This is a genomic window from Streptomyces sp. NPDC007088 (assembly GCF_042869355.1).
GTDB lineage: Bacteria > Actinomycetota > Actinomycetes > Streptomycetales > Streptomycetaceae > Streptomyces.
The window spans coordinates 39,666-64,599 of the sequence record NZ_JBIAFO010000012.1; the positions used below are offsets into that span (position 1 = coordinate 39,666).

Here is a 24,934-nt window from a genome sequence, read left to right on the forward strand (position 1 = left end):
TGCCCGGCAGGTCTTGGGCGGGGAGCCGGCCGGGAAGCCGGCCCCCGCCGCGCGGGAGGCGCTGGGCGCCTGTCAGTACACCGGAGCCGTGTAGGCCGGGATCCGGTCGGGGATCAGTTGGGCGAACAGCGGGGCCCAGTCGGTGGGTTCCTGCCCCGGTTCGTTGTAGAGCTCGAAGGTCCTGCCACTCGCGACGGGCAGCAGCAGGGACTGCACGCACGCTTCCGCCACGGACTTCCTGGAGACCCAGCCGGAGCCGCGGTCGTGCTGCTCCAGGCGTACCCGGGCGCCGGCGACCTCGCCGTCGGTCAGCCAGCTGGGGCGTACGACGGTGTACGGCAGGCCCGAGGCACGTACCTCGTCCTCTCCGCGCAGCCTCCAGTCCAGCAACCGTCCGTAGGCGTTCATGGGGTGTTCGCGCCGCGTCACGTAGATCTGGCTGACCAGCACGATGTGCGGACGCCGGCCACCCTCGGCCGCGGCGGCCAGCACGTTGCGCACCCCGTCGTAGACCGTGGTCTCCGGGCTGTGCGGGCCGGAGTCGGCGGTGCCCGGCTCGACCGCGAAGACGATGGCGGAGCAGTCGCGCAGGGCGGGACCGAGCGATTCCGTGTACCGCACGTCGGCGCTGCGCCGCTCCACTCCGGGGGGCAGCACCGCGCGCTGCGGTGTGCGGCTGACGACGCGGACGGGACGGCCTTGCTCGTGCAGGCGCCCAGTGATGAGCACGCCGGTCCGGCCGGCCCCGCCGATGACTGCAATGGGGCTGTGCATGGTCCCTCCAGGGATGAGCGCCGTCACACCCAGCGCAGGATGTCGTCAGCGCGCCTGAGCTCGGTCTGTGCGGGAACCCCGGCCAGCGCCGGAACCCGCAGTCGCGGGTACACCGTGACCCCGCAGAATCGTGATCCCGGCCAGAGCACGGCGCCGTCGCCGATCGCCGAGAACTGCTCCAGTCGCGTGGGGGTGACGCGTTCGGAGAGCACTTGTGCCATGGGGCCCACGTACGTGTCGCTGATGTCGGCCCAGCCACCGATGACCGCCGACTCGCCGACCACCGACCGCAGGACCGTGGCGCCCTCGCGCACATCGGCTCCGTCGCCGACGTCGGCGTGTTCCAGACGCACCCCGGGGCCGATCTCGACGTCACGGCCGATGCGGACGCCCGGACCGATGACCACCGAGCCGTCCTCGATCTTCTGGGCCAGCGTGGTGCCCGCGATGTCGTCCTTGGTCTGCAGACTGCTCTCGTGGATCCAGCGGCGCCGCGGCGCGCGGTCGGGGGCCGGCATCAACTGGTTCATCTGCTCGTACTCCCCGTTGAGCACGAGCTGGACCGTCTGCAGATAGTCGGGCACATTGCCCATGTCGCCCAGCCGCCCGATGGTGTGGGTCGCCACGGGGACGTCCCGCCCGACGAGGTAGGGCAGCAGGTCACCGCCCCAGTCCAGGCGCTGGTGGGAGCGCCGGAACAGTTCCGGCTCCCGGGCGAGCATCCGCAGCCGGCCGCAGTCCACCAGATACATCCCGGCGTTGGTCGCCAAGGTGGCGGCCGGATCGGCCACCGTCCGCGGGAAGAGCCTGCCCAGCTCCCCCGTGCCGGGTTTCTCCACGAAACCCTGGACCAGGCCGTGTTCGTCGGTCCGCATGACGCCGTACTTGCCGGCGATCTCCGACGCGGTGCGGGCCACCGAGGCGACGGTGACGGCCGCACCGCGGGCGCCGTGGACGGCCTCCATGGCCCTCAAGTCGAAGTCGAAGAGCGAGTCCACCGGCAGGACGAGCGCACGGCCCTGCAGGTCCCACTGTTCGAGATTGTGCAGGGTGGCACCGGCCGAGCCCACGTTGTAGCGGTCGAAGCGGGAGCGCGAGTACGTGATGTCGACGCCGAACCGCTCCCCGTGGCCCAGCACGAGCTTGATCTGGGTGCGGTTCTCCAGGCCGTGGGTCACCACGTAGAACCGGCGTATCCCCTGGGCCCGGCAGGCGTCCGTCATCCACTCGACCAGACGCCGGCCGACGAACGGGATGAGCGCCTTGCTCCGGATGTAGTCCGGGGACTTCAGAGTGATCGGCTTGGCCCGTTCTCCCCGGCCGCCGGCCAGAATGATGCCTACTGTTTCCTCGTCACGGTTCACGTCCGCTCCCCCGCCAATGTGACTGACTTCCGCTTCTTCGATGACAAGCCCGCCTGGGCCACCGTTGCCCTAGGCCGGGACAGCGCTCCAGTTTTCGTCGTCGGATTCCGCAGGGATCACGTACGCCGTATAGGGGCACACGGCCACCGAACCCGTTTCCTGATTCATTTCCGTCCCTTCTGGCCGACGGAATTAGCCCCGTGCTCTTCCGCCTCAAACAGCATCGCGCGAAAAAGGCAGGATTCCATGTGCAGGTAGGGTCTGGATCGCGCATTGCAGGAAGCAGCAAGGGGGAAAAATGTGCAGAGATCCGGACATGAGCCCACAACCGAACGTCGTACCTCTGTGCGAACGCGGGCTGGATTGCTACCGCCGCGCGCTCGCGGAGGGCCACACGGACAACGATGTTCCGGACTGCCTGACCGAGTTGGGCCTGATGCGACGACAGGACGAGACCGGGGACCGCTGGGTAGCGGTGCCACCGGACATCGCCACCCACGGCCTCACCCGCCCGCTGGAACGCGCCATTCTGGCCCAGCAGCACACCGTGGCGGGCATCTACGACGCGCTGTCGGCGGCTGAGGACGTGTACCGCGCGCAGCAGCGCGCCTCGGCCTCGTCCGCGCGTCTGCTGCACGGCGCCGACGTCATCTACGCGGCGCTGGAGCGAGCTTCCGAGGCCTGCCGCGAAGAACTGCTGACGGCGCACCCCGGCGGGGCCCGCGACCCCGACGCCCTGGGCAAGACCCTGCCCCGCACGCTGCGTCTGAACCGGCGCGGGGTGCGGCAGCGCACGCTCTACCAGCACGCGGTGCGCGCCCACGGTCCGACGCTCGCCTACATCGAGCAGGTGACCAGCGCCGGAGCGCAGGTCCGCACCCTCGACGAAGTCATCGACCGGGTCATCATCTACGACCGGTCCATCGCCTTCATCCCCGATCCCCGCTACGACCAGCAGACGACCGCGCTCGCCGTGGAACATCCGGCCGTCATCCACTACCTCGTGAAGGTCTTCGACCACGCTTGGCAGCGCGCGGAGCCGGTCACCATGGGCCAGGACCACCGGCGCCCGCTGCTGACGGACGAAACCCGCCGGGCCGTGCTGAAGCTCATGGTCGAAGGCCACACGGACGCGGGGATAGGCAAGCGGCTCGGCATCAGCAGCAGGACCGTCTCCCACCACATCAAGAAGACCTCCGACCTGCTCGGCAGCCGTAGCCGGGCCCACCTGGCCTACCTGCTGGCCCGGTCCGAACTCCTGCACCCCGGACCCGGCGGCTGACGCTTCCGCACCCCCCGCCCGGAGCGGCCGGCCCCGGCCGCTCCGGCGCCGCCTCATCGCCGCGCTTCCTTCACGAGGGCGAGCACGCGCTCGGTGTCGGCCGCGACGTCACCGCACAACTCCGCCGCCAGCACACGGCAGCCGGGCATCAGCCGGCTCAGCCGCTGCCCTTCACCCTCCGGCCCGCGATAGCCGCCGAGCACTACGAACCGCCCGTAGCGGCGGGCCAGTTCACCCGCTGCTGCCACTAAGTGGCTGTCGTCGACGTACACCAGATGCGCGTGCGCGAGTCCCGCGCCGCGTTCGCGGGCCGCCAGCGCGAGACGAGTGCCGTGCTCCCCCACCGAGACCAGGCAGGTCCCCTCATCCAGGTGCGCCCCGGCGCCGGGCGAGACGTCCCAGACGACGGGGCGCGTCTCCGTCTCCCCTTCCCCGCCCCCGCTCCAGTCGGCGACCACGTCGGCAGGCACTCCCCGGCCGATACGGATGTGGTACGGCCGTCCCGAGCGTGCCGCCGCGCGCACCACCGCCCGGATCTCCCGCACACCACTGGGAGCCGCGAACTGCACGCGCTCGGTGCGCAGCAACTCGCGCTCGGTGGTCTGGGAGTCGGGCACCACGACCGAGGCACCCGAGCGAAGGTATGCCAGAGCCAGCCGGGGCAGTCGGGCCGCGCCGACGCCCGTCCCCAGTCCGCACACGAACACCCGGAAGCCGGCGGTGACCAGCCCCTGGACCATGGCCACCATGGCGCTCTCCACACTGCCCAGCTGGAAGAACCGATCCGGATGCGCCGTCTCGAAGGGGTGCCGGGCCCCGCCCGGCAGGGCCTCCACGCACACCACTCGACCGTCCTCCGCGCCGATCCTCGCCAGTTCCTCCCGGTAGACGTCCTCCGCCAGGACCGCTGGAGCCCCCATGGTGAAACCCCTCTCAGAGACGATCATAAACAATTTAGAACGCTCTTTTTGTTTTTAGCACAGAAGCGGCCCCGTCGCCGCCCCCTTCCCCGAAGCCGCGTCGGGCGGGTCAGCCGCCGGACACGACGGCCCGTCTCACGAAGGGCAGCAGACGCTTCAAGGCGTCCTCCGCGCCCCGCTCCTCTTCTCCGCGCGCGGACCGGTTCACCTCGACCGCGGTCAGGAGGTGCACGACCAGATCCGTCACCGCGGCGGGCCGGGCCTCACGGTGCAACTGGCCCATTCTGTCCGCCTCCAGCAGCAGCTCACGCAGGAGCGGCACCCACGCCTGATGCCAGCCCGGCACGGCGTGCGGCCGCTCCCTGGCCAGCAGCGCCGCCGCGCGCACGAGCGCGCTCTCGTCGAGCAGATCGGCCAGGCAGCGGAGCAACGCGCCCGCGACGTGCAGCGGAGAGGAATCGATGCGCACAGCGGCGCCGGCCCGTTCGCGCGTCAACGCGCACGCCTCCTCGACCACCGCCTCGGCCAGCGCGCGCTTGCTGGAGAAATGGAAGGTCAGGGCGCCCATGGACACGGACGCCGTCGTACTGATGACGGAGAGGGTGGCGCCGTCGTAGCCGTTCGCGTCGATATCGGCGGCTGCGGCCGCGATCAGCGCCTGGCGCGTGCGTGCAGCTCTGTCCTGAGTCACCATCTGCTCTCCCCTGACCAGCGACGGCCATCCATCCGCCAGCTAAGACAGTAGTGCGACTCGGACACCAAAGTAAAGCGATCGTTCTAATTATTACGGAGTTGGAGTCCGGCACCGCAGGACGCCGGGCAGCTCGTCCGCCAGGCGCGGGACCAGGGCGCGAGCTCGTCGGCGGGCGCGTCGGCCGGGCCCGGGGACCGACGACGCCCGCGCACATGGCGTGCGGCGCCAGGAACGCACGGGGAGAGACGTCCTGGTGGTCGAAACGGTCGCGACCGCCCGCCAGAGCAGCGCGGACGTCCGCGGGTTCTCGTCTACCAGCTCTTCCCCGCGGCCGCGTCGGCGTCGATCCGGCGGAGCAACCCGGCGTCGATCTCGTCGAGTCGGCTCACGAGGTGGCGCACTCCGGCCTCGGCCATGAGGTCCCGCTGGAAGCTGTGCTCGAACGCGCTGGGGTGACCGATGAAGGAGGCGTTCAGCGCCCGCGCTTCTTCGGCCACGCGGGCGACATCGTCGACGACGATCACCTCGTCGTGCTTCAGGCCGAAGGTCTGCGTGGCGATCTCGTGGATGCCGGGGCGGAAGTCGTTCGTGCAGACGTAGCCAGGACCGTCGAACAGGTCCTCGTACGCACCCAGGTAGGTGTCGAAGTGCGTCTTGGGGAGACCGCCGTAGGACACCAGCTTCAGCCCGAGCCCTCGCAAACGGTGCAGCAGGTCCACGGCCCCCCGCGACACGGCGACGGGCCGCTGCTGGAGGTAGCGCTCCCGCTCGGCGAAGTACGCCTCCAGAGCCTCGGGCCCGGTGAGGGGTTCGGCGACCGCCTGTGCCATGCGTATGCCCGCCACGTGCTGCGGCTGCGAGAAGATGTCCCGCTCGGTCTGCGCCGTGTACCGCCCCCCGCGTTTGGTCACGAAGTCGTAGATGACAGGACTGAAGGTGTCGTTGAGCAGGACGCCGTCGATGTTGAGCAGAGCAAGGCGCAGCCGCTCGAATGGTTGACTCATGCACTCCCCCTGGATCGTGCGCCCCGGCACACGACCCAGGGCCCCGTGCGTATGACGCGCTGGTGGACGACGCGTACGTGTGACGCACGCGTTCCTTGCCGAGAAGCCTCACCCGGTCCGGCCGGCGGGCTTCAGCCGGGGACCGCCCCGCCCCTGCCCAGCTTCTCCGCACCGAGTGGATCAAGATCGATGCGTACCGCGGTGGCCGGGACGGCGATCCCCGGAAGCAGCAGTTGCCACATCCGCCGCGTGCGGTGCGGCAGGTCTGTGCGATCGGTGCTGGCGGCTTCGGAGAACAACTGCATGCCGGTACAGGTGGCGACGATGTGCTCGGCCAGTTGCAGGGGATCGACCCCCGCCTGCAGCTCACCCCGGTCACGGGCGGTCAGCAGGCAGTCCTCCATCACGTGGGCCCAGGCGGTGTACGGCTCCTCCGCGCCGCCCAGGCCCAAGATCCCCGCCTCGGTGGTCAGCCGCACACCGGCCCGCAGCATGGCGTCACTCTGCAGCTGGTGCGCCCACACCCTGGTGATGTCCACCAGCCGCTGCAGACCCTCGGATTCCAGGAAGGGCAGGATGCTCTCGGACTGCCTGCTCATCACGGCGCGCGCGAGCCCCTCCTTGGACTCGAAGTGGAAGTAGAGAGAGCCGGCCGTGGCACCGGCACGCTTGAGGATCCGGTTGATGCCCGCTCCGGCATATCCCATCTCGTCGAAGACCTCAGCCGCAGCCTGCAAGATCCCTTCGCGCGTCTCCACAGCCCGTTGCTGCTTCGGCTCCCGCATCACCCCTCCAAAAACAAATAGAACGATCTCTAACTTACCCGCAACAGTACGCCGTCGGCTGCGCACCTTGAAAGATCGCGGCTCCTCGTCCGGAGACTGCCCTCTTCCATGCACCCTGCACGCGATTCTTTGCCAGGTCTTGGCGCAGAACAAAGAGAGCACTCTTTAAAGTTTGTCCTGCTCTCCGGCGCGCTAACGCCACCAGCCGAGCTCAAGGGGGTCGGAGCGCGCTGCGGGGCATGCCAGGAGGTCCGTACCTTCTAGGGGGAAAAGCCACATGTACACCACCGCTTCCACGATCCCGGCATCATGTGCCCGGGGGGTGCCTGTCACCAACGAACAGGTGCACAAGGACGCCGCCGACGAGAGACTGCTGACTACGTGGCACCAGGACGGTGACGCCGAGTACGTCATAGGCGCCCGTTGGCCGCGCGACCACACCTTCTACGCGTCCCAGCACAACCTGTTCGACCCGCTTTTACTGGCCGAGTCGGTTCGCCAGTGCGTGCCGCTGCTCAGCCACGTCGCCTACGCCGTGCCCTTTGGTCACCGCCAGTCCTGGAGCCACTTCAGCTACTCCCTGGAACCTGAGGCGCTCGAGACCGGGGCCGCGATGGCCACGGACATCGAACTCCGTGTCGCGTGCAGGGACGTCGTCCACCGCATGGGCAGGCTCGCCTCCATGAACATGGAGGTCGAGGTCGTGCGCGAGGGCCTGCGTATCGGCAGCGCTCAGACCCGCTTCGTCAACCACGCCCCGGCCCCCTACAACCGGCTGCGCGGACCGTACGCGGATCTGGCCTCCGCCGTCGAACGCGCTCTGCCGACCCCCCCTCCGTCCCCACCGGCCCGGGTGGGCCGCACCACCCCCGCCGATGTCGTCCTGTCCCCGACGAACTCCGCCCGGCGCAGCCAACTGCGCGTGGACCTCGGCCATCCGGTGCTCTTCGACCACCCGGTGGACCACGCTCCGGGCATGCTCCTCCTTGAGGCGGTACGCCAGGCGGCGCAGGCCGCGGTCCGTCCCGCGGCGGTGTGCGCCGTCGCCATGGACGTCGTGTTCGCTCGCTACACGGAGCTGGACGCGCCGTGCTGGATCCACACCGACCTGCTGCCGGCGGACCGGGCGGACTCCCACCGGTTACTGGTCACCGCGGTCCAACGCGACGTCTGCGTCTTCTCCGCCATCACTACGTTGCGCCCCTTGCGCTGAGCCGGATCCGCGTGCCCGGCGGTCGGTCACACGCGCCGCGGCCGCCACCCTGATCATTCAACCGACTGTGCGGGGGCCTGAGTTGGCCGCGCGACGGGGCGAAGGTCCCCTGAGCCCGGCTCTGCCGCCCTGGGCCGACGGGTCAATGAGGCTCCGCGGTCACCCCGCGCGGACTCCGGCCCTCCGGTGACGCGACCAGAACCACGGCGCCCCGCGGCCGCGGACGGCATGAGCCGTCCGGGGCCGGGCCGGCTCCTCGACGAGTGGTGTTCACCCGTCGAGGAGCGGCTCCCGGTCCCGTACGGGACGTACTCGGTTTTCGGCCGAGGCGGCGAGTGGGGGGCGTCTCCCCGCTCGAAGAGCTTGGTGAGCTTGCCGGGCGTCGCGACGGGGCGGACATTGCCTGCCGAGCCACCGAGGGTCTGTCTGACGATGCAGGAGAACGCCCCGTCAGGCGGCGCGCCGCACAACGAGGTGACAGGGCTTCGTGTGGGGTCCGGCACGCCGCACCCCACGCGAAGTGACAGGCTCGTGTGGGGTGCGGCGTACCGCATCACACGCGAAGCCCCGGCGCGCGAGTCCCCACCGCCTCAGATGGCCAGAATGCCGCCGTCCACCGCGACATGGCTGCCGGTGACAAAGGAGGACCGGTCGCTCAGCAGCCACAACGCGGCCTCTGCCACTTCCTGCGGCTCGGCCATCCGCTTCTGGACCTGCCGTGCGACAAAGGCGCTTTCGAGCTCCGGTTTCGCCTCGATCACCGAACTGAGCATCTCCGTCCGCGTGGTGCCCACCACGAGGGAGTTGACGCGAATGCCGTGCTCCCCGTACTCGGCGGCCGTCGCCTTCGTCAGCCCCAGCACGGCGTGCTTCGCCGCGACGTAGGGGGCCGGCGCCCCTGTGGCGATCATCCCGGCCGGACTCGCCGTGTTCACGATCGCCCCCCGGCCGGCGGCCAGCATGACGGGTATCTGGTGGCGCAGGCAGTTCCAGGTGCCTCGCACGTTGACGTCGATGATCTCCTCGAAGTCCTCTTGCGGCTGCTCGTGCAGCGGACCGAAGACGGACCCGACGTAGCCGGCGTTGTTGAAGGCCCCGTCGAGTCCGCCGAACCGCTCCAGAGCCACGGCGACGCCCCGCTCCACGTCCTCGGCCCGCACCACGTCGCCGGCGCTGGCCGCCGCCCGGCCACCGGATGCCTCGATCTCCTCGACAAGCCGGGCCAGACGGTCCCCACGACGAGCCATCACGACGACGGCCGCGCCCTCGGCGGCGAACAGACGCGCGGCGGCCGCACCGATCCCGCTCGACGCCCCAGCGACCATCACAGTCCGACCGGCCAACTGCCCGGCGCCGCGCGCCAGTCGTATCTGTTCATTCATGGAACCGAGTAAAACACCCGAGGCAGCGGCTCCGTCCCCAATGCCGTAATCCCGCCGCTCACCACTTGTACGCAGATTGCTCCGCGGTCGTACGCGTACGGCCAGGACGGGTGCGGTCCCCCTGTGTCCTCTGGGCGGTCCGGGCCCTGCGGAGCGCAGTAACTCGCTGAGGCCGAAGGGCTTTTGTCCCTCAGCGCCCACCGCGCCGGGACTGGGCGCCGTCACCCCCACAGATGCGAGCGTGAGCGCGGCCCCTGCGTCCCGCGCGCCCCCGACGGCCGCGTTCGCGCGCCACACCCGGCGGCCGCCGCGGGCACAACCGAAGCGCGCTGGAACGGGAACGCCTCGCACGACTCCACGCCCGTGGAGCGAGTCCCGGGCCTTCGCCTCACCCCCGCGCCGTCAACGGCTACTTCACACCCAAGATCTCAAGGGCACGTACTACGTCCCTTTGCTGACCTCCGCCTCACCGGGTCACCTGCCCTTCTACGACTACCTCATCGGCAAGGTCACCGGAATGGACGTAGGCGGACCAGCCCGAAAGCGCGCCCCCTGACGACACGGTGGTCGTCTACACCGGTCCGGGGGGTGGTGAGCCCCACGACGGCAGGACCGCAACGGCCGCCGGCGGCACCACCGAACCGACCCCGGGACGCACAACAACGCGTGTGTCACTGCCCTGTTCGCGTCTGTGCCGGAGCACTCTTCGGGTACGGCACGCACTCCTTCCCTCCCCCAGCGCACCGCACGTGTTCCGGAGGACGGCTTCGCTCTCCCGCGGCTCGTCCCGCCTTTGCCCCGCGCGATCGGCCCGCCCCCCAGCGTGTCTCTGTTCGCCGGCCCGCCGTACCGGACTCGTCGTTCACCGGCCCGCCTTACCGGACTCGTCTGTTCGGCGGAGGCCGGAGTCTCCGGTCCACAGCTTCCCCGCCACAGGTCAGTGGCCGGCGGGCTGGGCCGGGGGTTCGCCGCCGCTCACCCCGGAGGACGCGGCACCGACGGGGAACCCCGGTCAGCGTCCACCCAGCCTCGTCGCGACCGTCTCGCGCGCCCCGGAAGATCCTCTCCCAGCCCATGAATGACACGGGGACCACCGGCGGGCGTCAGGACACCACCGGTCCCCACTCCAGGCGGAGACGAGTGATCCGTCGACCGGCACCCTCGCTTGACTTTATAGATGATGGTCATAATCATTAATCGGGGGCAGCCGCTCCAGGGGCCCGGCCGGCGAGCGAAGCCGATCGGGAGCAGTCCCGTGAGATCCGCGTCGAAGAGGAAACGTCATGCACGTGTCGCACGTCACCGCGCCGACCCAGTACATAGAGGTCGACGGCGTCAGCTACGCCTACCGGCGCTGGGGCAACAAGGAAGGGACACCGCTGTTCTTCGTCCAGCACTTCCGCGGCGGCCTGGACCACTGGGACCCGCTGATGACGGACGGCCTTGCCGAAGGGCGTGAGGTGATCCTCTTCAACGGCCGCGGCGTGGGCGGCTCGTCGGGTACCCCGCGACGCCGCTTCGAGGACATGGCGGACGACATCGCCGCTGTCATCAGGGCACTCGGCCTCCCCGTGGTGGACCTGCTGGGCTTCTCGATCGGGGGCTTCCAGGCGCAGGAAGTGGTGTTGCGCCACCCTCAGCTCGTCCGCAAGCTGCTTCTGCTGGGCACCGGCCCACGCAGCGGCGACACGACGATCGACCCCGAGATGGTGCCGGTGGCCACGAAGCCGGTGCACGACCAGGACGACTTCGTGTTCCTCTTCTTCGGCCGGTCCGAAGCGGCGAAGAAGGCCGGGCGGGAGTTCTGGCAGCGCCGCCACGAACGGACCGTCGACGTGGACCCGCTCAGCTCCCCCGAGGTGGCCGAGGCTCAGTGGGAGGCGTACCTGGCCTACATGGAGCCTCCGGCGGAGGGCGAGCCGCTGGAGCACCTGAAGGCCATCACGATTCCGACCCTGGTTGTCAACGGGATCAGGGACATCATGATCGCGACGGTCAACTCGTTCCACCTGGGGCAGAACATCCCCGACGCACAGGTGATCCTCTACCCGGACGCCGGCCACGGCGCCCACTTTCAGTACCCGGAGCGGTTCCTGAAGCACGCCGTCCAGTTCCTGAACGAGTGAGACGGCGACAAGCCGAGCCTCGTGGTGAGGTCAACCGCTGAACAGGTCCGGGCGACAACGGGCGGGGCAGGAACGCCCTGCCCCACCCGGACCGGGTGCTCCGAGGCGCGCCGGGACGCGTCGCGGAGTGCCTGCGGCGCCGTTCCCCCGCCCGCTGCGCCCTGGCCGCGCCTGCTCCGCCATATAGATGATTGCTGTAATCTGGGGTCTCTTCCGGCGGATCGGCCACACCGTACCCAGCCGGTACGTCCGAACGGAGGTGATCGCCGATGCCGCGCGTTTCCAAGGCGCAGACCGAACTGAACCACCGGCGCATCCTTGAGGTCACGGCTGCCAGAATCCGCGAGGTCGGCGTCGACAAGGTCAGCGTTCCCGAGGTGATGGCGGCGGCTGGGCTGACCCACGGTGGTTTCTACCGCCACTTCGCCTCGAAGGACGATCTGGTCGCCCGTGCCACCGGCGTGGCGTTCGCGCAGCGTGAGGAGGAGTACCGGGCGCTCGTGGACAGTCGCGGCCCCGAACCCGGGGCTGACGGCGAGACGCGGCGCCAAGAGGCCTACCGGGCGTATCTGGAAGGCTATGTCTCGGAGTCCCACCGCGACAATCCCGGCACGGGTTGTGCGGTGGCAGCTCTCGCCTTCGACGCGGCCCACGTGGAACAGGGCACGTCCGACCTCCGGGAGGCCTACCTCGACGGTCTCCGCGGCATGGTGGAGGGCCTGGTGAGCTGCGTCGCGGACGACGAGGAGGCCGAGAAGGCCCGACAGCGCGTGCTTGTCGACCTGGCCACCATGGTGGGGGCGATCGTCCTGGCGCGCGCGACCGCTCCCGACGGCCTCTCCGACGAGATCCTGACAGCCGTTCGCGACAGTCTGCTCGCCGCGCCTCCCGCATCGTGACGTGACCTCGGAACCGCCCGGCGTACCGAAGGCGCCCGAGCTATGGCCTCGACCGTCCCGCTCGGCACCACCGCGGCCAGCGGCCCCGCGTCGGTGCGGGCGGCGGCTGCCGAGCCGCTCCCGGCCCGGCCGGGACTGACCCCGTCCCGGGAGCCCGCTGCCCGCACCCGTCCGCCGGTACCGAGCCCTGACAGGCCGCGCTGGATTTCGCAGAGCGGCTGACGCGACGCCTGCGCTCTTCGCCTTCCATGCCCTGCGGCACGCGACGCTGGACGGGACTGTACTGCCCATGGAGATCCGTCCGGCCCGAGGCAAGAGGGTGGCCAGCTCGCTCCCCACCGCCTACGGCCAAGCGCTCCGGGCCCGGCGTCCGGTCCGAACGGGCCGCGGCCGCGAGGCTGGTTGAGCTTCTCCGCACCGACCGGTTCCATGGGCTCGGGCTGTTCGCCGTCCACCGCGGCGACGGGCGTGGCCATCAGCTCGGCGGTGTGGGTGAACACGGCCTGGCCGGCCCACCCTTGGCTGCGCGGGGCGCGGTCCACTCCTTCTCGGACAGGTCCTCCGCCCGTGCGGCGCCGCCGTGCGCGGCCTCTCGAAAGCCCTGCACGAGCCCCGCACGCCCTGGAGACTCACGTACTTCCCCTTGTGACGGTGGAGGTGGTCACCGCCGAACACCGGAGCGTCCGGTACCGGACGCTCCGGTGTTCGGCGGTGGGGTGCCAGGGGACGCTGTGGAGACGTCCGGGCCCCCGGGCCCGGGGACACGGGCCCGGGGACGCGGCGGCCCTTATTCGGGCCAGGCGTTGCGCTGGATGATGTCGACGAAGTTCTCGCGCCTGAAGGACGGGGCGAAGTAGGCGAGGACGTCGTCGTTCATGGTGCCGAAGGTGGTGTGGGGGCGATCGGCCATTCCCTCGTGGAAGGCGTGGAGAATCCGGCGCTTGAAATCGGGGCGCGGGTGGGCCAGCAGCACGGCCTGCTTGTCGGCGTCGCTGATCTGGTCCAGGTCGAGGCCGAGTACATCGGTCTCGACCCCGAGGGTCACCACCCCGGTCTCCGGCGCCAGGCGCACCGGTACCTCGGGGGTGGTGTGGAGGGCGATGGCGAGCCAGACGTCGCGGACCTCCGCCTCGGTGCGGCCGTGCTCGCGCAGGAAGGCAGCAGCGGCGTCCGCGCCATCGATCTCGAAGCGCTGCGCGGTGGTGCGGTACGCCCGGGTCAGACCCAGATCGTGGAACATACCTCCGACGTAGGCGAGTTCGGGGTCGACGTCGATGCCCCGCGCCCTGGACTTCAGCATCCCCCACAGGAACACGCGCCGGGAGTGGTGGAACAACGTGTCCCCGGTCACGGGGTCGTCGGCCGCCTCCCGAGTCACCTCGGTCGCGGCGCGGACCAGTTCACTGTCGGGGATCTCGATTCCGGCGATGCTCTCGGACATGCGCACTCTCCAGCTGGTTGGGGTCATCAGGTTCTCGTCCGGGCTTCCGGACTTCTCAAGACTTGTTCTGGGGGCTCTTCGCGGCACCGGGGCCGGGACCAAACTCCCCCGGCGCGGAACGCTTTTGCCGTCTGGGCCGTCTGGGCCGTGTGCGGCCCGGTGGGCGGGACGCATCCGACGGAAGGGTCACGACCGGTACGGAAGGGCCTCACGACCGGTACGGACGGTGTCGTGGTCGTCGGTGGGTCCGGCGGCGGGACCCAGGAAGTGCGCCGGCTGACGCCGAAGGACGCCGACCACTACGAGGGTTTCCTGCGGGCGGGCCGCTGCGGGCGTCCCACTGGTATGTCGACCGGCGATCAGCGTTCGCCGCCTCATCCGGTCGTACAGCGCCTTGAGGCCGTGAAGATGGGCGGCGACGGCGCCGACGGCTCCCGGTGCCGCCGACGGGGAGGGCTCGCGGGGTGATCCGGTCCCGGACAGGCGCGGACCGGCCGACGGGAGCCTTGTCAAGGTCCCCTGCGGGCTCCGCGTCGGCAGCGGCGCGGAAGGGTGCCGCGCTCTCCTTCCCGGCGAGCGCGGTCACTTGTCCAGGAAGGCGGCGACGTCGGCGGCGAACTCCTCGTGGTACTGGAAGAGGAAACCGTGCGCCGCATCGGGGTAGATCTTGATCTCGGCGTTGGGCAGCAGGCCGGCGAGCAGGTGCGAGTAACGGGGCAGGATCATCGGATCGCTGTCTCCGTTGGCGACGAACACCGGTTGGGTGATGCCCTGCAGACGCTGCAACTGGGCGTGGTTGGGGATGCCCCAGTGCGTGACGGCGTCATACTGCGCCAGCCGGGTCGCCCACGTGGTCGGGGCGTCGTGGCCCTCGGTACGGCTCGTGAAGACACGCCCGGCGACTGGCGCCCCGGTTTCGGCCGAGGTGAAGAAGACGCTCAGATAGTCCTCCGCGGAGGGGGCCTCCGCGCCGACGGCCTTGATGACTTCCGGCGCCCAGCCGTGCATCCCTGCCGCGCCCTGCGGGGCGGAGGCGGCCATGACGACCCGGTTGACCAGTTCGGGGCGGATCAGGGCGATCTCCTGGGCGACGAAGCTGCCGAGGGAGAAGCCCAGCAGGTCGACCCGCGTCAGCCCGAGCGCGGTGATGAACTCGACGGCGTCCTCGGCCATCGCGGCAACGGTGTGCGGGGTACTGCCGCTGGTCGCGCCGACACCCCGGTTGTCGAAGGTGAGGATCCGCCGGCCCCGTGCCAGCGCGTCCACCAGAGCGGGGTCCCAGTTGTCCAGATTGCCGCGGAAGTGCTGTAGCAGCACCAACGGCCGGTCGTCCGCCGGGTTCCCGACACCGCGGTAGGCGTAGGTGACACCGTTCGCGGCCTCGACGGTCTGCGTCTTGACGGTGGCGTAAGTGGTCATCGCTGTTCTCCTTGCGGGGCGCCGCGAGGAACGGACCGCCCCGGGACACGGGACGCCACCTGCTACTCGACAGCGAGACGAGGGGCGCACTCCCATTTAGATTATGACTGTAATCCAATAGACTGGCGGCGGCAAGCAGGCGACAGTCCACAGGTCCACGAAGGAGGCCACCGTGCGGCACACCAGGGAGCACAAGGACGCGACCAGGCAGCGCATCCTTGAGTCAGCCGGCCGGCTGTTCAAAGAGAGCGGCATCGACGGCACCGGCATCGCCGCGATCATGACGGACGCGGGCCTGACCAACGGTGCGTTCTACAAGCACTTCTCCTCGAAGGGCGATCTGGTGGCCCACGCCCTCGCCGCCCAGCTCGACAGCCAGCAGCAGGCGGTCGACACGCTCCCACCCGGGCGGAGCGGCATCGAGGAGTTCGTCCGCTACTACCTGTCCACGGAACAGCGGGACGACCGCGCGCACGGCTGCCCCTCGGCCGCGCTGCTCGACGAGATCGGCCGCTGCTCCACGGACGCCAAGCGGTCCTACACCGACGGCCTGACCACACTCCTGGACGCGCTCGGAGCACGGCTGTCCCCCACGGACCCCACGGCCGCCAGACCCCTCGTGCTCACCGCGTTCGCCATGATGGCCGGCGCCGTTCAGATCTCCCGGGCACTGGCCGATCCCGTCCTGGCGGATGAGGTCCTGCGACGCGCTGCCGCGGAGGCGCTCAACCTGCTCAACCCGAGCCCGAAGTAACCACATGCGGACCATTACGGTGCCACTCGCGGCGACCCCGTGCAGCGCCGCCACCCGTAGGACCCGGCGGGGATACCGGTGCGGCGCGCGACCGGAGGGTCTCCCGTGAGGAACACGGAGTTCGCCGTCGTCCACCCCTCAGGACTCGGCGAGTTCTCGCACCATGCCGCGTGGGGCGATGACTCCGGCGCCGTCGACGAGACGGACACCCGTTCCGCAGGCGAGGACTCGCCTGACGGGGCCCGCCGGTGGAGAAGAGAACGTGGAGAAGAGGACACTGGAGAGCGCCACGAAGGTCAGCCCGGTCGTGTCCGCGTACGCTCTCCGGCAGCAACCGGAGGCGGAATGCCGCACCCTACCCGCAGAAGTCTGACGGCGGGACGGGGGCATGCCCCACGATTCACGTTTCGGGGCCCCGGCCACGTCATCGCGCCGTCCGGTGCACCGCACGACAGCGAGGGACGGCTGCGCCGCTGCGGAGTGGGCAGCGAGCACCCCTCGGCCTACCGCAAGAGGGACGCCAAGCGCGTTTCGTTTTCGTGTCCGCGCACTGGCGACTCCCGCGAATACGGCGGGAGCACGGGCCGCCGCGCGGGGCGGCCCTCATGCGTCGTCATATCCGAGGAGCGGTGTCGGATACGAGTGAACCCCGCGCCGAATACGGTCAGCCGCGAGGGCGGCTGACTGGCCCTCGATTCAACCTGTCGCCGAACTGTCACCGACAGAGGAAAAGACGGGGGCCAGGTGCGCTCTCAGCACTCTTTCCTTCACCTTCGACCGCAAATCCGGCCAGGCCGGAACGTGCCCACCTCCGCCGCTGGACGGACATTTCCCAGAACTATGCGGAAGCCGCGATCTTGGCCCGAACTGAGGCGACGAACCCTTTTACCGTGAAGTCCTTCGGCAGTTGGTCCACGATGACGGTGTCCGCGATCGAACTGCGGGTGCGCAGCGGCAGGATGCGCTGGTAGGCCTCGGACTCGTACCACCTCTCGACGGCCTCGCGGTCGGGGAACTCGATCAGGACGACGGAACCCTCCCACGCGCCCTCCTTGATCACGGCCGGGGCGCCCTGTGCCAGGTAGGCGCCACCGAACGGGGCGAGCGTGTCCTCCACCTGTTCGAGGTAGGACAGCCCTTCCTCGTTGGGAATTCCACCCGGAATGCGGAGGTGGGTGATGAGGTATGCCGACATGGCGCCGCCCTTACTTTTGATGATGACCATAATATAAACCGGCTTCGGAGCGTCTGCAAGCTTGATGACGGTGCGATGCCCAGCGGAAGGACGGAAGGACGGAAGAGCGGACGGCATGGACGCACCATCGCCAGTCGAGCCCGATAAACACCGGCTGCGCATCACCGACCGCGCGTCGCGATGACGGCGACAGCTTGGACAGATCTCTGTCAGGGTACGGAAGGTCATCAGCGAGGCGGGACGCACGCACGGCGGCTTCCGCGAGCCTTTCTCGTCCATAAAGAAGCTCATCGAAGGCAACCTGTCGGCGGAGCGGCCCGAGGATTCTGGCCGATGCGTGCCGGGCCGCATTCACGGCCGGTTCGCGGACGGCAGACCTGGGGACTCGATCTGCGGTGGGGCGCGTACGGGGTGGTTCGCGGCCGGCTGGAGCGGTCGTGCGGCCCGCTGTCGCCCTCCGCCCGCCACCGCCGGACCCAGTTGCGGGCGGTCGGCCGGGATACGCCCGTCTCGGCCACGGCACGCGCGGGCGACCGGGCGACCGGGCGACCGGGCGACCGGGCGACCGGGCGACCGGGCGACCGGGCGACCGGGCGACCGGGCGACCGGGCGACCGGGCCACGCGGACACGTCGGACCAGGGTTCGCCCGCCGTGAACGGCAAGCCAGGCGTCACGGTGGTGGGACACGAAGCCCTCCGGTCTGGTGCGTGCCCGGATGCCAGGAAAGCTCCACCACACCGGAGGTCTTCGCCATGACCAAGCCCGGCCGGTGGTGACAACGCTCGTGATCAGTACACCTGGCCCGCCCTTCGCCCCGCCGACCTGACTCGCTCCCGCCCCCCTCCAAGCGGTGGGCCGTCCGGCGCCCTTCGCTCTCGTCAGCCGGAACGCGCCGACCAGCCGCTCCGGATGGGCGAAGGCCGCGAACTCGGCCCGGTTCCGTCACGTGGGTACACGGTTCCGCCTTCCTTCAGGAGTTGGCGGCGGAGGTCCCGGCGCGGCGTCGAGAGCGGGACGCCCGCAGGTTGATGGCGTTGCCGCACACGTGGACGTCGTGCCATACGCCGCTCCTGTTGCGGGAACGGTCGAAGAAGCTCAGGTCGCAGTCCGGGTTGGCGCAGATTTTCAGCCGCCGCCAGTCGCCGGAGCGCTGAGCGAGGAGCGCCTCCACCATGACGGTCGACAAGATCCACGCGACAGGGCGCTCGGGGTGGACCACGTCCACCAGACCCGCGGCGTCCATGGACAGCTCGACGTCGGTCCGGATGCCCGCAGCCGGGGAACCCGTGACGGACGCGACGACAGCCTCCCGGAGAGCCCGCAGCCTCCGGAGATCGGTCTCGCGCAGAGGAGCGAGGGACGACTGCGAAGCACCGCCCATCGCCGCCCCCCGGACTTCCTGTAGCCATTCCGACGCGAGGGCCCCCTCGCCCAACAGGTCAGGCAGGCGAGGCTTGCCCTTCGAGGTCGTGTTCAGGAGCTCCTGGACCACCGAGATGCCTCCCGGCGCCTGATCGACCCCGTACCGCGCCGCTCCCAACAAAGACATACGTAAAACATACTCGGTTCTGTCAGGCCGTGCCAGAGTCGCTCCACTCCGGCGTCTCGCCCCCGCGAACGGCGCCGCCCGACGGCCGGGAGCTGCGACGTAAGCGTTACGCTGACGCCTATGTCATGCTGAACGGCAGGACCGGTCGCCAAGACGGCGATCCGGGCCCGTCCAGGGAAGAAGGGGAACGCATCATGTCCGAGACCCTCACGAGCGCCGGCCTCGACGGCGCGTACGAAGAGTTCATGCACTGGTTCAGCGATGAGTACATGCCGGCCTTCATCGAGGCGGTCGGTGGCGGCAGCGACCCAGCCTTCATCTCCGGCTTCTGGGGCTCGCCGCTCTGGGTCGGCAACGACCTCGGCCCCGTCACCCTGGCAGAGACGGACGAGGACGTCGTCCGCGCCTTCACGGCCATGACGGCGCGGCTCCACGCCGCCGGGTACGCCGACAGTGTCGTGCTGGACCGTCGCGCCGTGATCTTCAACAAGGACGGCGCGGCCATCGACTCGCTCTGGTCCCGGCGTCGGGCCGACGGCTCGGAGATCGAGCGGACGGCTGTCCATTTCGCCTTGGCGCGCCGCGCGGACGGCATCCGCGTCGTCACGTTCGAGACCCACGCGACAGACGCGCGGAGCCTCGCCGAGGTGTGGCCCGTCATCAACGGCTGACCCTCCGTCAAGGACCCCGGCCGCGTGTCTGAAGCCGGCCCCGTCCGCCCGGCGTACACCAGACCACGGCCGCCGGGGCGGCGCTCTCCGCACACCTCAGCGTGCTACGCGCACCTCGCTCGCCGGCGAGCCCGCTCGTCGTGCCCCGCCGAACCCGGTCAAGGGCGCCGGTCCCCAACTGGTCCCCGAGAATGACCGAGGGCCGGTTTCGGATACCTCCGAAACCGGCCCTGACCTGCGACTGTCTCCAGTCGGGACGACAGGATTTGAACCTGCGACCCCTTGACCCCCAGTCAAGTGCGCTACCAAGCTGCGCCACGTCCCGATGCCCGTCGCGCGGGGTGTCCCGCGTGTCGTGCAGGAAGAACATTACCGCACGTCCGAGGGGCTTTGTGACACGGGAGGGCGGGCGGACAATGGCCGGATGAGTACTGCGCGGACACCTGAGGGCCGGGACCGGGACGAGGAGGGGCGGGCGCGGAACGCGCGGCCCAGGGACGGGCTCGGCCGGCCCCTGGAGCACGGGGCGCCGGGCGGGGTGGAGCGGCAGCCGGAGGGGGTGGTGCGGACCCCCGAGCGTACGGTCGTCGAGGCGCAGGCGCTGCTCGACGCGGGGAAGCCGTTCCACGCCCACGAGGTGTTCGAGGACGCGTGGAAGAGCGGTCCACCCCGGGAACGCGGGTTGTGGCGCGCGCTCGCCCAGCTCGCCGTCGGTCTCACCCACGTGGCTCGTGGCAACGACAAGGGGGGCGCCCGGCTGTTGCTGCGCGGGGCCGCCGGGCTCGGGGAGTGGAGCGCCGGGACCGGGACGCCGTCCCCGTACGGTCTGGATCTCGCCGGGCTCGGCGGGTGGGCGCGAGCGCTTGCGGGGCGGGTCGAGGGACAGGGTGGGGGCGTCTTGCCCCAGGCGGTCGACGCGGCGGCGGAGGCTCCCCGCCTGCGAGCGGAGGGCTGAGGCGCGCGGACCCCTGGGAGCGGGGCGCGGGGCGTACGGCACACTCGGGGGCGTGCGAACCATTCATGTGATCGGGATCGGCGCGGGCGATCCCGAACAGCTGACTCTCCAGGCCGTGCGCGTCATGCGTGAGACCCAGGTCTTCTTCCTGCTGGACAAGGGCGAGGAGAAGGCGGACCTGAGTGATCTGCGGCTCGGGATGCTCTCCGCGCATCTGCCGCAGGACGGTTCCTGGCGGGTGGTGCGCTCGCGGGACCCGGAGCGGGACCGGCGGGCGCAGGGCAGCGCCTACTCCCCGGCGGTGGACGCGTGGCGGGCGCGGCGGGCCGACATCTTCGAGCGGCTGATCCGTGAGGAGCTGGACGAGGACGGTACGGGCGCCTTCCTCGTGTGGGGCGATCCCGCGCTGTACGACAGCACGCTCGGGATGCTCGCCGAGGTGGGCGAGCGCGGTGGGGTCGCCTTCGAGTGCACGGTGGTGCCGGGGATCAGCTCGGTGTCCACGCTGGCCGCGCGGCACCGCACGGGCCTGAACCGGGTGGGTGGCGCGGTGCAGGTCACCACGGGACGCCGGCTCGCGGAGGGCCTTCCCGAGGAGGCCGAGGACGTCGTCGTCATGCTCGACGCGCACCAGCGGTTCCTCGCGTACGCGGACCGGGAGGACCTCGACATCTTCTGGGGCGCCTACCTGGGCACCCCGGACGAGGTGCTCGTCTCCGGGGCGCTGCGGGAGGTCGCGCCGCGGATCGTGGAGCTGCGCGCCCGGGAGCGCGAGCGCAAGGGCTGGATCATGGACACGTACCTGCTGCGGCGCCGCCGGGAGGGCTGAGACCCGGCCCGGACACGGGCCCCGGCCGTCCGGCGCGCACTCCGGGGCGCCTCCGCCATGCGGACCGTTCCGCCGTGCGGGCCAGGTGACGCGGTGTGAGGCTGGCCGATGTGACCACCGCGCGCGAGAGTGTCCCGAGTCCGGCGCCGCCGCAGCCGCCCGTCCTGGAGCGGCGCCGGCGCAACATCGTCTTCGCCACCATCGTGCTGGGCATTCTGCTGGCCGCCCTCGACCAGACGATCGTCGGCACCGCCTTGCCGACGATCGTCTCGGACCTCGGCGGCGCCGAGCACATGTCGTGGGTGGTGACCTCGTACCTGCTGGCGGAGACGGTGGCGACGGTCCTGGTCGGCAAGTTCGGCGATCTCTTCGGCCGCAAGGTCGTCTTCCAGATCTCCGCGATCATCTTCATCACCGGTTCCTTCCTGTGCGGTCTCGCCTCGAACATGCTGCTGCTGATCCTGTGGCGGGCCGTTCAGGGCATCGGTGCGGGCGGCCTCATGGTGACGGCGATGGCGCTGATCGCCGACGTCATCCCGCTACGGGAACGCGGGAAGTACCAGGGCGCGATCGGGGCGGTCTTCGGGGTGGCGACGGTCGTCGGGCCGCTGCTGGGCGGGGTGTTCACCGACCACCTGACCTGGCGCTGGGCCTTCTACGTCAACGTGCCCATCGCGATCGTGGTGGTCATCGCGGCGGCGCGGAACATCCCGGCGGTGAAGTCGGCGGTCAAACCGGCCATCGACTACCTCGGGATCGCGCTGATCGCGATCGGGGCGAGCGCGCTGATCCTCGCGACGAGCTGGGGCGGCAACCAGTACGCGTGGGGGTCGGCGACCGTCATCGGGCTGTTCGCGGGCGGCGTCCTGGCGCTCGCGCTGTTCTGCTGGGTGGAGACGCGCGCCGCCCAGCCGATGCTGCCGATGCGGCTGTTCGCCAACCCGGTGTTCACGGTGTGCGCGATCCTCAGCTTCGTGGTGGGTTTCGCGATGCTCGGCGCGCTCACCTTCCTGCCGACGTACCTGCAGTACGTGGACGGGGACTCGGCGACGATCTCCGGGGTGCGGACGCTGCCCATGGTGATCGGGCTGCTCATCGCCTCGGTGTTCAGCGGCAACGTCGTCAGCAAGACCGGTCACTACCGGTGGTTCCCGGTCGTGGGGACGCTCGTGATGGGGCTCGGGCTGTTCCTGATGTCGACCATGGACAACGACTCGGGGGTGTTCCTGGAGTCGCTGTACATGTTCGTGCTGGGCACCGGGATCGGTCTGTCCATGCAGGTGCTGACGATCGCGGTGCAGAACACCGTGGACTACTCCGACCTCGGTACGGCGACCTCGGGCGTGACCTTCTTCCGGACGCTCGGCAGTTCCTTCGGCACCGCCGTGTTCGGCACGATCTACGCGAACTCCCTCACCCCGCACCTGCGGGACGGGGTGCGGGAGGCGGCCGGGGCGGGACGGCTGGACCCGGTGACGCTGTCGCGGGCGGCGCGGAGCCCGGAGGGCCTGCACGCGCTGCCCGGAGCCGCGCGCGGTCCGCTCGTGCACGCCTACGCGGAGTCCCTCCAGACCGTGTTCCTGTGCACGGTGCCGGTCGCCGTGTTCGGGTTCCTGGTCGCGCTGTTCCTCAAGGAGGTCAAGCTGCGCGACAGCTCCCGCCTGGGGTCCTCCGACATGGGTGAGGGTTTCGCCTCCCCCTCGGGCGCGGACTCGCGGCCGCTGCTCGAACTGGCCGTGGCGAAGCTGCTGCTCGCGGCCCGCCCGGACACGGCGCGCAAACTGGTGGACGGCTCCGAAACACGGCTGGACAGGGCGGGGGCCTGGGCGGTCATGCAGGTCGAGCTGTTCACACGGCTCGTGGGTTTCGCGAGCATCGGGGTGATCGCCTCGCGCCGCAGAATCCCGCCGGAGGTGCTCTTCCCCGTGTTCGACCGCATGGTCGAGGAGGGCTATCTGACCCGGGAGGGCTCACTGCTGTCGCACACCGCCGCGGGGAAGCGGGAGGCGGACACCATCACCCGGGCGTGGGCCGACTGGCTGCGCGGGCAGTTGGAGCGGGATCAGGGCCGGCCGAGCGGTGCGGATCTGCGGGCGGCCGTGGACTCGATCGCGAAGCGCCTGGTGGCCGAGGACCTCGGCGACGGGACGGCGGAGGGACGCGGCAGCCCGCCCCGGTCGCTGGTGAGAGCAGCCGGTGGCGGGGGCGACTGACGGCGGACGGCGAGTGGGATCACGTGCGTGGGAGTGGTGGGTGGACCCGTGGCTCAGGTGCTCCCGGCGGTCCACTCCCCCGCCGCGGGCCTGGTCGGCCGGATGATCCGCGCCAGCTGTTCCAGGGTCTGCGGCACGTCGTGGGTGACGGGGACACCGGCGGGCGGGGCGGGGCGGCGGACGATCAGCACGGGGAGTCCGCGTTCGCGGGCGGCGGTGAGTTTGGCGGCGGTCGCGGTGCCGCCGCTGTCCTTGGTGACGAGGACGTCGACCCGGTGTTCGCGCAGCAGCGCGCGTTCCGCCTCCAGCGTGTAGGGCCCCCGGTCGAGCAGGACCTCCAGGTGGCGGGGGGTGGGCGGTCGCGGCTCCTCCACGGCCCGGACGAGGAAGTGGTGGGTGTCGATCGCGGCGAACGCGGCGAGGCTGCCGCGGCCGGTCGTGAGCAGCGCCCTGGGGCCGTACGCGCTCAGGCGGCGGGCCGCCTCCTCGGCGGAGTCGACCCATTCCCAGCGGTCACCGGGCTGCTCCCGCCAGCCGGGGCGGCGCAGGACCAGCAGCGGGGTGCCGGTGCGCGCGGCGGCGCTCGCCGCGTGGCCGCTCATGGTGCCGGCGAAGGGGTGGGTCGCGTCGACCAGGGCGTCCACCTCGTGCGCGCGCAGCCACTCGGCGAGGCCCCCGGGGCCGCCGAAGCCGCCGACGCGGACGGCACCGGGCAGGGCGGCGGGCGCGGTGACCCGGCCGGCGAGCGAGGTGGTGACCCGCGTCCCGGGCCGCGGATCGAGGGCGGCGGCCAGGGCGCGGGCCTCGGTGGTGCCGCCGAGGACGAGAACGTGGAGACCCCGGCCCGACGCCCGTTGGGCGGGCGCGTCCCGGCCCGCGTCCCGGCCCGGCGCCTCCCGGGCGGGTGTGTGCTGTCCGGCCTCGGGCCGCGGAGGGCGCATCGGCTCAGGCGTCCTCGTCGCCGGGGCCCGGCCGCGGGCCCTCGCCGCGGTGGCTCTCGATCTGGAGGGCCATCTCGCGCAGGACGTCGGCGGAGCCGAGATCGGTGCGGCCGCTGTCGTGGACCTCGGCGAGTTCGGACCAAGTGAAGACGAATCCGGCGGCGAGCCGGGTGAGGGCGACGCTCATCTGTTCGCCGATGACGGTGCCGAGTTCGGAGACCGGGGTCTGCTCCGGGATCTCCACGGCGGGCAGGACCTCCTTGATGAGGTCACCGACGAGTCCCAGGCGGCTCAGGTCGTCCTCGTCCTCCGCTTCGGTGCCCGCCTCCCGCATCCACTCGGCGGAGGCGGTGAGCAGGCCGATGATGCGCAGGATGATGTCGCGCTGTTGCTCGTCGTAGTCCATGGCACGAGGCTAGAGCCTCCCGCCGCGCGGTCCGCGCCGGGATCGCGGCGCCCGCCCTTCTCGCTCCGTGCGCCGTCGCGTCCGCCGGGTTGCGGTACGCCTGTGGGGCCCGCACGG

Annotated in this window: 23 protein-coding genes and 1 tRNA gene; 9 read left to right on the forward strand and 15 right to left on the reverse strand. The window is 70.7% G+C overall.

Translation table 11 applies throughout. The features are described 5' to 3' along the window. Positions 1-72: 72 nt before the first annotated feature. The gene (locus ACFYMP_RS20175; protein WP_388859154.1) at positions 73-774 is read right to left on the reverse strand and encodes an SDR family oxidoreductase; all 702 of its coding nucleotides are present in this window, start codon (positions 772-774) and stop codon (positions 73-75) included. A gap of 23 nt (positions 775-797) precedes the next feature. Next, positions 798-2,138 carry a sugar phosphate nucleotidyltransferase gene (locus ACFYMP_RS20180; RefSeq protein ID WP_388859157.1) on the reverse strand — a complete coding sequence of 447 codons (1,341 nt, stop codon included), beginning with the start codon at positions 2,136-2,138 and terminating at the stop codon, positions 798-800. A 316-nt stretch (positions 2,139-2,454) separates the two neighbouring features. On the opposite strand from ACFYMP_RS20180, the gene ACFYMP_RS20185 reads away from it, so the two are divergent. Next, the gene (locus tag ACFYMP_RS20185) at positions 2,455-3,420 is read left to right on the forward strand and encodes a LuxR C-terminal-related transcriptional regulator (protein ID WP_388859160.1); all 966 of its coding nucleotides are present in this window, start codon (positions 2,455-2,457) and stop codon (positions 3,418-3,420) included. Between the two features lie 53 nt (positions 3,421-3,473). Here the strand turns inward: ACFYMP_RS20185 and ACFYMP_RS20190 are convergent, their stop codons facing one another. The 4 genes from ACFYMP_RS20190 to ACFYMP_RS20205 all read right to left on the reverse strand — a co-directional run bounded on the left by ACFYMP_RS20190 (position 3,474) and on the right by ACFYMP_RS20205 (position 6,823). After that, positions 3,474-4,340, reverse strand: a complete 867-nt coding sequence (locus ACFYMP_RS20190) for a transketolase (RefSeq protein ID WP_388859163.1) — start codon at positions 4,338-4,340, stop codon at positions 3,474-3,476. Between the two features lie 109 nt (positions 4,341-4,449). Further along, positions 4,450-5,034, reverse strand: a complete 585-nt coding sequence (locus ACFYMP_RS20195) for a TetR family transcriptional regulator (protein WP_388859166.1) — start codon at positions 5,032-5,034, stop codon at positions 4,450-4,452. A gap of 311 nt (positions 5,035-5,345) precedes the next feature. Then, complete coding sequence (locus ACFYMP_RS20200) at positions 5,346-6,038, reverse strand: HAD family phosphatase (protein WP_388859169.1); 693 nt, start codon at positions 6,036-6,038, stop codon at positions 5,346-5,348. Between the two features lie 131 nt (positions 6,039-6,169). Next, a complete protein-coding gene (locus tag ACFYMP_RS20205; RefSeq protein WP_388859172.1) occupies positions 6,170-6,823 on the reverse strand; it encodes a ScbR family autoregulator-binding transcription factor in 654 nt (217 codons plus the stop codon). A gap of 322 nt (positions 6,824-7,145) precedes the next feature. Between ACFYMP_RS20205 and ACFYMP_RS20210 the strand changes: the two genes are divergently transcribed. Further along, the gene (locus ACFYMP_RS20210) at positions 7,146-8,036 is read left to right on the forward strand and encodes a ScbA/BarX family gamma-butyrolactone biosynthesis protein (RefSeq protein ID WP_388859175.1); all 891 of its coding nucleotides are present in this window, start codon (positions 7,146-7,148) and stop codon (positions 8,034-8,036) included. A gap of 590 nt (positions 8,037-8,626) precedes the next feature. On the opposite strand, the gene ACFYMP_RS20215 is transcribed toward ACFYMP_RS20210, so the two are convergent. Beyond that, positions 8,627-9,418, reverse strand: a complete 792-nt coding sequence (locus ACFYMP_RS20215) for an SDR family NAD(P)-dependent oxidoreductase (RefSeq protein ID WP_388859178.1) — start codon at positions 9,416-9,418, stop codon at positions 8,627-8,629. A 1,283-nt stretch (positions 9,419-10,701) separates the two neighbouring features. Here ACFYMP_RS20215 and ACFYMP_RS20220 point away from each other — a divergent pair. Both ACFYMP_RS20220 and ACFYMP_RS20225 read left to right on the forward strand, forming a co-directional pair. Then, positions 10,702-11,544 carry an alpha/beta fold hydrolase gene (locus ACFYMP_RS20220; protein ID WP_388859181.1) on the forward strand — a complete coding sequence of 281 codons (843 nt, stop codon included), beginning with the start codon at positions 10,702-10,704 and terminating at the stop codon, positions 11,542-11,544. A gap of 269 nt (positions 11,545-11,813) precedes the next feature. After that, positions 11,814-12,443 (forward strand): TetR/AcrR family transcriptional regulator, encoded by a 630-nt coding sequence (locus ACFYMP_RS20225; RefSeq protein ID WP_388859184.1) that lies wholly within the window; start codon positions 11,814-11,816, stop codon positions 12,441-12,443. Positions 12,444-13,230: 787 nt separating this feature from the next. Here ACFYMP_RS20225 and ACFYMP_RS20230 read toward each other — a convergent pair. Together ACFYMP_RS20230 and ACFYMP_RS20235 are read right to left on the reverse strand one after the other, a co-directional pair. Further along, positions 13,231-13,884 carry an HD domain-containing protein gene (locus ACFYMP_RS20230; protein WP_388859187.1) on the reverse strand — a complete coding sequence of 218 codons (654 nt, stop codon included), beginning with the start codon at positions 13,882-13,884 and terminating at the stop codon, positions 13,231-13,233. 582 nt (positions 13,885-14,466) lie between these two features. Beyond that, on the reverse strand, positions 14,467-15,303 hold the full coding sequence (locus ACFYMP_RS20235; protein ID WP_388859190.1) for an alpha/beta fold hydrolase: 837 nt from the start codon (positions 15,301-15,303) through the stop codon (positions 14,467-14,469). A gap of 172 nt (positions 15,304-15,475) precedes the next feature. Here ACFYMP_RS20235 and ACFYMP_RS20240 point away from each other — a divergent pair, with 172 nt between their 5' ends. Further along, the gene (locus ACFYMP_RS20240; RefSeq protein ID WP_388859193.1) at positions 15,476-16,057 is read left to right on the forward strand and encodes a TetR/AcrR family transcriptional regulator; all 582 of its coding nucleotides are present in this window, start codon (positions 15,476-15,478) and stop codon (positions 16,055-16,057) included. Between the two features lie 838 nt (positions 16,058-16,895). Here the strand turns inward: ACFYMP_RS20240 and ACFYMP_RS20245 are convergent. The 3 genes from ACFYMP_RS20245 to ACFYMP_RS20255 form a co-directional block, all read right to left on the reverse strand. After that, a complete protein-coding gene (locus ACFYMP_RS20245; protein WP_388859196.1) occupies positions 16,896-17,252 on the reverse strand; it encodes a DUF1330 domain-containing protein in 357 nt (118 codons plus the stop codon). A 287-nt stretch (positions 17,253-17,539) separates the two neighbouring features. Further along, positions 17,540-17,770: a helix-turn-helix domain-containing protein gene (locus ACFYMP_RS20250; RefSeq protein ID WP_388859199.1), complete on the reverse strand. Its 231-nt coding sequence runs from the start codon at positions 17,768-17,770 to the stop codon at positions 17,540-17,542. Positions 17,771-18,223: 453 nt separating this feature from the next. After that, positions 18,224-18,802 carry a CGNR zinc finger domain-containing protein gene (locus ACFYMP_RS20255; RefSeq protein ID WP_388859202.1) on the reverse strand — a complete coding sequence of 193 codons (579 nt, stop codon included), beginning with the start codon at positions 18,800-18,802 and terminating at the stop codon, positions 18,224-18,226. Positions 18,803-18,996: 194 nt separating this feature from the next. Between ACFYMP_RS20255 and ACFYMP_RS20260 the strand changes: the two genes are divergently transcribed. Beyond that, positions 18,997-19,473, forward strand: coding sequence for a hypothetical protein (locus ACFYMP_RS20260; protein ID WP_388859205.1), 477 nt, complete (start codon positions 18,997-18,999; stop codon positions 19,471-19,473). Between the two features lie 251 nt (positions 19,474-19,724). On the opposite strand, the gene ACFYMP_RS20265 is transcribed toward ACFYMP_RS20260, so the two are convergent. Next, a tRNA-Pro gene (locus ACFYMP_RS20265) sits at positions 19,725-19,798 on the reverse strand. A 99-nt stretch (positions 19,799-19,897) separates the two neighbouring features. On the opposite strand from ACFYMP_RS20265, the gene ACFYMP_RS20270 reads away from it, so the two are divergent. The 3 genes from ACFYMP_RS20270 (at position 19,898) to ACFYMP_RS20280 (ending at position 23,470) form a co-directional block, all read left to right on the forward strand. Further along, complete coding sequence (locus tag ACFYMP_RS20270; protein ID WP_388859207.1) at positions 19,898-20,428, forward strand: DUF309 domain-containing protein; 531 nt, start codon at positions 19,898-19,900, stop codon at positions 20,426-20,428. Between the two features lie 52 nt (positions 20,429-20,480). Continuing rightward, positions 20,481-21,257, forward strand: a complete 777-nt coding sequence (gene cobF, locus ACFYMP_RS20275) for a precorrin-6A synthase (deacetylating) (protein ID WP_388859210.1) — start codon at positions 20,481-20,483, stop codon at positions 21,255-21,257. Between the two features lie 110 nt (positions 21,258-21,367). Then, complete coding sequence (locus ACFYMP_RS20280; RefSeq protein WP_388859667.1) at positions 21,368-23,470, forward strand: MDR family MFS transporter; 2,103 nt, start codon at positions 21,368-21,370, stop codon at positions 23,468-23,470. Positions 23,471-23,523: 53 nt separating this feature from the next. Here ACFYMP_RS20280 and ACFYMP_RS20285 read toward each other — a convergent pair whose 3' ends face one another. Next, positions 23,524-24,411, reverse strand: a complete 888-nt coding sequence (locus tag ACFYMP_RS20285; RefSeq protein WP_388859212.1) for a cobalt-precorrin-6A reductase — start codon at positions 24,409-24,411, stop codon at positions 23,524-23,526. Between the two features lie 4 nt (positions 24,412-24,415). Then, positions 24,416-24,817: a hypothetical protein gene (locus ACFYMP_RS20290; RefSeq protein WP_388859215.1), complete on the reverse strand. Its 402-nt coding sequence runs from the start codon at positions 24,815-24,817 to the stop codon at positions 24,416-24,418. Positions 24,818-24,934: the final 117 nt, after the last annotated feature.

Bases quoted from the DNA above. Each gene is read 5' to 3' on its own strand.
- ACFYMP_RS20270 (WP_388859207.1), top strand. From the start codon at position 19,898: ATGAGTACTGCGCGGACACCTGAGGGCCGGGACCGGGACGAGGAGGGG.
- ACFYMP_RS20230 (WP_388859187.1), bottom strand. From the start codon at position 13,884: ATGTCCGAGAGCATCGCCGGAATCGAGATCCCCGACAGTGAACTGGTC.
- ACFYMP_RS20220 (WP_388859181.1), top strand. From the start codon at position 10,702: ATGCACGTGTCGCACGTCACCGCGCCGACCCAGTACATAGAGGTCGAC.
- ACFYMP_RS20290 (WP_388859215.1), bottom strand. From the start codon at position 24,817: ATGGACTACGACGAGCAACAGCGCGACATCATCCTGCGCATCATCGGC.
- ACFYMP_RS20185 (WP_388859160.1), top strand. From the start codon at position 2,455: ATGAGCCCACAACCGAACGTCGTACCTCTGTGCGAACGCGGGCTGGAT.
- ACFYMP_RS20245 (WP_388859196.1), bottom strand. From the start codon at position 17,252: ATGTCGGCATACCTCATCACCCACCTCCGCATTCCGGGTGGAATTCCC.
- ACFYMP_RS20235 (WP_388859190.1), bottom strand. From the start codon at position 15,303: ATGACCACTTACGCCACCGTCAAGACGCAGACCGTCGAGGCCGCGAAC.
- ACFYMP_RS20215 (WP_388859178.1), bottom strand. From the start codon at position 9,418: ATGAATGAACAGATACGACTGGCGCGCGGCGCCGGGCAGTTGGCCGGT.
- ACFYMP_RS20255 (WP_388859202.1), bottom strand. From the start codon at position 18,802: ATGTCTTTGTTGGGAGCGGCGCGGTACGGGGTCGATCAGGCGCCGGGA.
- ACFYMP_RS20195 (WP_388859166.1), bottom strand. From the start codon at position 5,034: ATGGTGACTCAGGACAGAGCTGCACGCACGCGCCAGGCGCTGATCGCG.
- ACFYMP_RS20200 (WP_388859169.1), bottom strand. From the start codon at position 6,038: ATGAGTCAACCATTCGAGCGGCTGCGCCTTGCTCTGCTCAACATCGAC.
- ACFYMP_RS20260 (WP_388859205.1), top strand. From the start codon at position 18,997: ATGTCCGAGACCCTCACGAGCGCCGGCCTCGACGGCGCGTACGAAGAG.
- ACFYMP_RS20225 (WP_388859184.1), top strand. From the start codon at position 11,814: ATGCCGCGCGTTTCCAAGGCGCAGACCGAACTGAACCACCGGCGCATC.
- ACFYMP_RS20190 (WP_388859163.1), bottom strand. From the start codon at position 4,340: ATGGGGGCTCCAGCGGTCCTGGCGGAGGACGTCTACCGGGAGGAACTG.
- ACFYMP_RS20285 (WP_388859212.1), bottom strand. From the start codon at position 24,411: ATGCGCCCTCCGCGGCCCGAGGCCGGACAGCACACACCCGCCCGGGAG.
- ACFYMP_RS20175 (WP_388859154.1), bottom strand. From the start codon at position 774: ATGCACAGCCCCATTGCAGTCATCGGCGGGGCCGGCCGGACCGGCGTG.
- ACFYMP_RS20205 (WP_388859172.1), bottom strand. From the start codon at position 6,823: ATGCGGGAGCCGAAGCAGCAACGGGCTGTGGAGACGCGCGAAGGGATC.